We start from the raw sequence: 5,987 nt of genomic DNA on the forward strand, positions 1-5,987 counted from the left end.
GGCTTCGGTGCGCCGCGCGGAGCGAGCAAGCCGGGCCGCGCAGCCTGCGGCCCGGGCAAGCGCGCCTCCCACTCCCTTCGCTCTCACCAATTGCCGCATACTCAGTCCGTGCACCTCATGGCCCGCTCCCTTCGCTCTCAACATTTGCCGCGTACTCGCTCTTTGCGCCTCACCGCTCGCCCCCTTCCTTCCTACGATCCGCCGCCAACCTGCACCATGCGCCTCGCTTCCCGCTTCTCTATGCGGAAGCTGGCCGACAGCCGCCTCCAAGTGAAGCCGTCCCTGCAAATGCGCCAGCTGGGCTGCGCTTCTCCAGTGGCCCAATAGCCCGGGATAGCGCTCGGCAAGCAGCGCCTCCATCTCAGATTCAAGCAGGGAGCGGCCCGGCAGCGTCTTAGCGATCCAATCTGCATCCTCCAGCAGTTTCTGCGGAGAAGGGAGATCCTGAAGGTCCGCACCAGGCAGCTTGGACTCTTTTTCCATGGCACCCACACTTCCAACGCCAGCCCGCAAAATACCCTTCTCATTTTCCAGCTCCGGTTCAAGAATTGTCCGCGCATAGCGCTTCCAATCCGTTTCCTTCCACCGCTCCATTTCTTCTGCGTAATAGAAGCTTGTCCGAAGCTTAATCGCTAGACCCAGAGGCAGGGAAGTCCCGAGGAGAATCCATTTTTCCGCCTCACTCGGTTCCCGGTTTTCCCCGCCGTATAAATGTCCCTCCCACCACAAAGCATCGACCCTTAGATCGATAGATATGCGCAGGCTCCAGTCTCCTCTTTGTTTTACCGCGTATACTGCTGCCTTCATGACTACACCTCTTTTTTAAATAAATCGTTCTATTGCTTCCACTTCACTCTAAGACGTTCTTGAACTTATACCATTACATCCGGCCCATCTTTCATTCTCCCTAAAGCTATAATCCATGTTCCTTCCCCCTTCAACGCGCACAAAAAAACACACTCTCCTTATTCGGAAAGTGTGCTTCACCTATAACCCTCATATTGAATTGTATCCAAAACCGGATATACTACTATAAACCGCCGCCTCTTGATTGACATCCCCTGCTTCCTACGGCCCGCATGAACGGCAGGGGAATTGGCTGCTCCGGGAACCGCAAGTCAATCACAGTTTCTTTATCCTGCTCCGCTGACTTCGCTTTCCTATCTGCTTGAGAATAACTGTCCTTGTACTCCGTCATCCGCAAATCCAGAGAACAACCGCCATCCCGCAGTCCGGAAACGATCCAATTCGTCCTGTCACTCGAGCCATCATCCATAAAGGTTACCCGCAGCCGTTTTCCCGTTAGGAAGGATTGGAGCACCATCGCGCGGATTACCCCCTCCACCACAGATTCATGATTGCGGGCGATCAAAATATAGTGGATCCATTTTCCCGACTCACGGGCGGTTTCTCTCATTCCCCGGGACTTAAGCGCATGCACACACACTACCGCAGATGCATATACAGCTCCGATCCAAATCAACTGGGCTATCATGGGGATGCACCTCCTCTTATACCAACACTATATGCCGGTAAAAAAAAGAGGTGACTGGCGCCGATTTTGAATACTCCATGGTATCCGGCTGGGATGGTGCAAACTGCTGCCCTTGGCAACCCAATTGCATCTGCTCTTTTTAAGAAGAATTTATAAGCCTCGGGGACCGCGAAAAGCCTGAGTTTACTACGCAGCAACCCCTTATTACAAGGTGCTATTTTACAGCGTTACCCAGCCATATTTGATCGAATTGATAACGGCCTGAGTCCGGTCGTCGACTTCCATTTTTTGCAGAATGCTGCTGACATGGTTCTTAACCGTCTTTTCACTAATAAATAAATATTCGCCAATCATCTTATTGCTCTTACCTTCGGCCATTAACCGCAGCACTTCGGCTTCACGGCGCGTCAGCGGATTGTTGTCCCCCGCCACAAACTTGACGCCTGCTTCCTTCGCCGAAGTCTCCGCCATCGCGCCCGCTTCATTCAAATAGGTCATGCGCCGCAGTTGATTAATCAGTTTGCCTGTCACTTTAGGATGAATAAACGCATGCCCTTCGAAGACCGAGCGGATGGCATTGATCAGCGACTCGGCTTCCATATCCTTGAGAAGATAACCGTTAGCGCCTTTGCGCAGCGTCTCAAATACGTAACTTTCATCATCATGGATGGACAAAATAATCACTTTGACGTCGGGGAACATTTCCCTCAGCTTTTCCGTTGCCTCCACACCATTCTCGACCGGCATGTTAATATCCATCAGCACGATATCCGGCTTGGTCTGGTTGCAGAACTCCAGCACCTGAATGCCGTCGCCGCACTCGCCAATGACCTCAATGTCTTCCTCCATGTTTAAAATTCGCTTGAGTCCTTCTCTAAACAACTGATGATCGTCCGCCAAAAGTACTTTAATGGGTGTCTTGCCGGGATTCTGGTTCTCCATTACTTTACTCCTTTCCCTTCTCCACATTCGTCGGAATATGGATAATGATGGTTGTGCCTTGATTCTCGGCAGATTGAATTTCCATTCTTCCTTCCAGCAGTTCTACGCGTTCGCGCATTCCAACCAGTCCGAAGCTCTCTCTGTTGACCTGTTCTGCTTTCATTTCTTGCACGTTAAAGCCTATTCCGTTGTCCTTGACGACAATCTTGATCAACTGTGCCTGATATGTAATTTCCACCAATACGTAACTGGCACAAGCATGCTTCGCGACATTGGACAGCGCCTCTTGAATCAGCCGGTAAACGGCTGCTTCCATCGCTGACGAAAGACGATGCTCCTTGCCTCTCGTTTCAAAAGAGGTCCGGATCTTGTTCTTCTCCTCATAATCATGAACATACTTGCGCAGCGTAGGGATAAGTCCTAAATCGTCCAGTGCCATCGGTCGCAAATTAAAAATGACCTTACGCATTTCTTCCAGGCTTGAACGTACTTGCCCTTTTAAATCTATTATTTCGTCCTGCACCAGTCCAAATTCCTGCTTTACGAGCATTCTTTCAACAATTTCTGTTCTGAGTACCAAATTTGCCAACATTTGAGCGGGTCCATCATGAATTTCACGGGCAATCCGTTTGCGTTCCTCTTCTTGAGCCAAAATAATTTTTAGCCCGATGATTTGACGGTTTTTTGCCGATTCAACAATCCGCGTTACTTGTCCGAGTTCGCCTGATAAATACTTTAGGACCACACTCATTTGCGAGCCGATCGATTCCGCCCGTTCGACCGAGTTCTCAACACTCCGTGCCCGCTTCTGCAGCTCGTCGCGTCTGTTCCGTAAATAGGCTTCTCTTTCCCTTGCCATCATAAGCTCGAGCTGCAGTTCCGTCGCCTTTTCGTATGCGATTCGGATATCCCGTTCTGTATAACGAACAAAATCGCGGCTGACTTCCGTCAAACGGATACGGGACCGGCGGTAATCCACCTCCAGCTTATCAACCTTTTGCAAGGTTTCATCCGTCTCCTCCCGGACCCGCTGCAGTTCACTGTTGAGATTTGCCAGTTCTTCACGGGCAGTCTGCAAAATCTCAAAAATCTGGTACTTGCTGTCTTCCATTACATTGATCGTATTCTTGATGACTCGGTCAATGGCATCGGTTTGGAATTCCACGGACAATTGCCCCATTTCTGTCGAATCATATAAAGGCGAGCCTTTATATTAACATATCATGATTCGATAAGAACGGTCTTCGTTTTTTGTTCCCATTTTACGGTTAATCCAAGCTGCTCCGAAACTAAACGAAGCGGGACTAAAGTCCTGCCTTGTAGGAGTAAAGGCGCTACTTCAGCGCTTTGCCGTTTTCCGTTTAGAATAAACTCCTTTTTATTTACTGTAAGGTCAAGCGCTTTGGAGCCTCGAAGCACCATGATCTTACGGGTTGCCGGATCCCAGGACGCGCTGCCTCCAAAAGCATCCAGCACATAACGGATCGGCACATAAGTCGTCCCATTCTTCACCAGTGGCGCCGAGTCAATAGCCTTCTTCGTCCCGTTTACCGTTAATGTCTTTTGTCCGATTACCATGACCGCCGTTCCTGACGGCAATCCCGCCTCACTGGAAAGCGAAGGCATCGTGAAGGCAATGTTATCGAATGCCACGGTTCCGGTTTTGGCCCGCTCATCCTGCCCTTCCTCGACATTAACAACATACAGCCGTTTTAGTGTTACCGGGAATTTCATGTTTGAGCCCGAAAAGTCAATGTTCAATGTCTTCCATCCGGTCCAATCGATGGTTTTAGCCAGGTCCACATAAATCGTCGCTCCACTATTGTCCGTAAATTCAGCCCGCAGCCAGTTCAGGCTCTTGTCCCCCATCACATCGAGCGTCATCGAGGTTGCCGCTGCCGGTACCGGTTTCCCCGTTGTGCCGTTGAACTGGGCGTAGGCATACATCTTGCCCGTACCCGCTGTCATGTCGTAACCAAGCGACAGCACTTTCGAGCCCGCGTGATTGTCGCTGCCATCCGTAATGGCCGCCGATCCTTGCACGCCCGAAGCATTTGTCGTGAAGGCAATCGGATAGGTAACATTTTCAAAATCCTCCCAAGGAACAGCCGCTGCCATCGTCAACACCATTACCGTGCTGAATCCGTCATAGCGCGCGATGGCATAACCGGTCGTCACTCCCGGGTTCACCGTATTCACCGTCAGTTTTCCATCCTGTACGCTGCCCTGGAAGCCGACAAACTCCCATTTCAAGGCAGAGCTCGGCACGCTAATCGAAGCGCCGCTGTTCGTGACTGCGGTTACCGGCACCGCAATGACGGTTCCCTCTTTCAGTGGAGCGCTTGCTGTTCCCGCCTTCAGACTGGACAGGTCGTCACTTCCCAGCACGGTAACGGTCGTAGAGGCACTTACTGATCCGCTAGCCGCTGTCAAAGTCGCCGTTCCCGGCTTCACCGCCGTCGCTTCGCCTCCGTTAACGCTCACGCTGCCGCTGTTTGACTTCCAGGAAGGATTGGCTGAAGCGACGTTGACCGGATTATAATACGTATCGTAGCCTTTCAACGTAAAAGCCGCCTTCTGCCCGATCAGCAGGACGCTGCTGCCGCTGATTTTAATCCCCTTTAATTCACCCTGCGGCGCGTTCGTATAGACGCCTAGACCGTTCACAATGCTGCGCTGCTCCGTGCCGTACTCGGTATCGAATGTAAGTGTGGTCTCCGTTTCAGCCAAAGGACGGTCAACCATTGTCGTCGAGCCGCCGCCGTCGAGGTTCAGCCCTTTATATACGCCAATAGTTGTCATAAACGATTGCAGCTCTGATAGCGACATGCCTGAGCTATCATCATTTTTCTCCGCCGCGATGATGTACACGTAACGTCCATCCTCGGAGTATCCAAGCGCGGTTCGTGCGCGATAACCGCCAATACTGCTGACTGAACGGGAAAACGCCGTCGCTTTGCCCTTATCGACCAGAATCGTATGCCCTCCGATCAGCATTTTGAGGCTGGCCGGATCAATGGTTTCTCCAGTCGCTTTCGATTGCAGCGAATAAGTCGCCGTTAATGGCTGGCCAATTGCCAAATGATCGGCTACGAACTTTGCTGCTGTCCCGTGTGTCCGTAAAATATAAGCCCCCGCCGGCACAGCCATTGGCAAAGCGGTATTTTTGTCTGAAATTTGTGTAATGATTCCATTTTCGACAAGCACCTCAGTTGGGGAAGTCGAACTGTTCTTCGGCCGATCCTGCGCCGTCCAAGCGTCCGTATAAATGTAGGCTGCGTTGGCATGGCTGTAAGTCGAAGTTCCGCCCTCTGGGCTGTAAGCACCCTTGTTAACCCCGGATAAAGCGAACTGTGTCCCATCTGCCGCCGTTATCGTTCCTGTAAACGCAAATTCGTCGATTACCGGCTTATTATCTGTGGTTAGGGCAAACGCATAGAGACCGTTCAGCTGCGATGGTGTCGATACCAGCGTTCCTCCGGACACTTCACCTCCAATCGGCGCTCCTTCGCCGCCAGTGTTGAAATAATCCCCATTGACTGCGGCTACC

4 protein-coding genes and 1 pseudogene are annotated in these 5,987 nt (G+C 51.4%); all 5 read right to left on the reverse strand.

What is annotated here, in order from left to right; genetic code table 11:
- Positions 1–807, reverse strand: a pseudogene (locus L691_RS0126560) (hypothetical protein); the annotation flags it as partial.
- A gap of 223 nt (positions 808–1,030) precedes the next feature.
- The gene (locus L691_RS30940; RefSeq protein ID WP_025693226.1) at positions 1,031–1,495 is read right to left on the reverse strand and encodes a glycosyltransferase family protein; all 465 of its coding nucleotides are present in this window, start codon (positions 1,493–1,495) and stop codon (positions 1,031–1,033) included.
- A gap of 219 nt (positions 1,496–1,714) precedes the next feature.
- Positions 1,715–2,437 (reverse strand): response regulator transcription factor, encoded by a 723-nt coding sequence (locus tag L691_RS0126570; protein ID WP_025693227.1) that lies wholly within the window; start codon positions 2,435–2,437, stop codon positions 1,715–1,717.
- Positions 2,438–2,441: 4 nt separating this feature from the next.
- On the reverse strand, positions 2,442–3,602 hold the full coding sequence (locus L691_RS0126575; protein ID WP_025693228.1) for a sensor histidine kinase: 1,161 nt from the start codon (positions 3,600–3,602) through the stop codon (positions 2,442–2,444).
- 56 nt (positions 3,603–3,658) lie between these two features.
- Positions 3,659–5,987, reverse strand: a 2,329-nt coding sequence (locus L691_RS0126580) for a stalk domain-containing protein (protein ID WP_025693229.1), incomplete at its 5' end; no start/stop codon positions are given.

The sequence above is a fragment of the Paenibacillus zanthoxyli JH29 genome, from assembly GCF_000520715.1.
Lineage (GTDB): Bacteria > Bacillota > Bacilli > Paenibacillales > Paenibacillaceae > Paenibacillus_AQ > Paenibacillus_AQ zanthoxyli.

Coding starts and splice junctions, on each gene's coding strand:
- L691_RS0126570 (WP_025693227.1), bottom strand. CDS start 2,437: ATGGAGAACCAGAATCCCGGCAAGACACCCATTAAAGTACTTTTGGCG.
- L691_RS30940 (WP_025693226.1), bottom strand. CDS start 1,495: ATGATAGCCCAGTTGATTTGGATCGGAGCTGTATATGCATCTGCGGTA.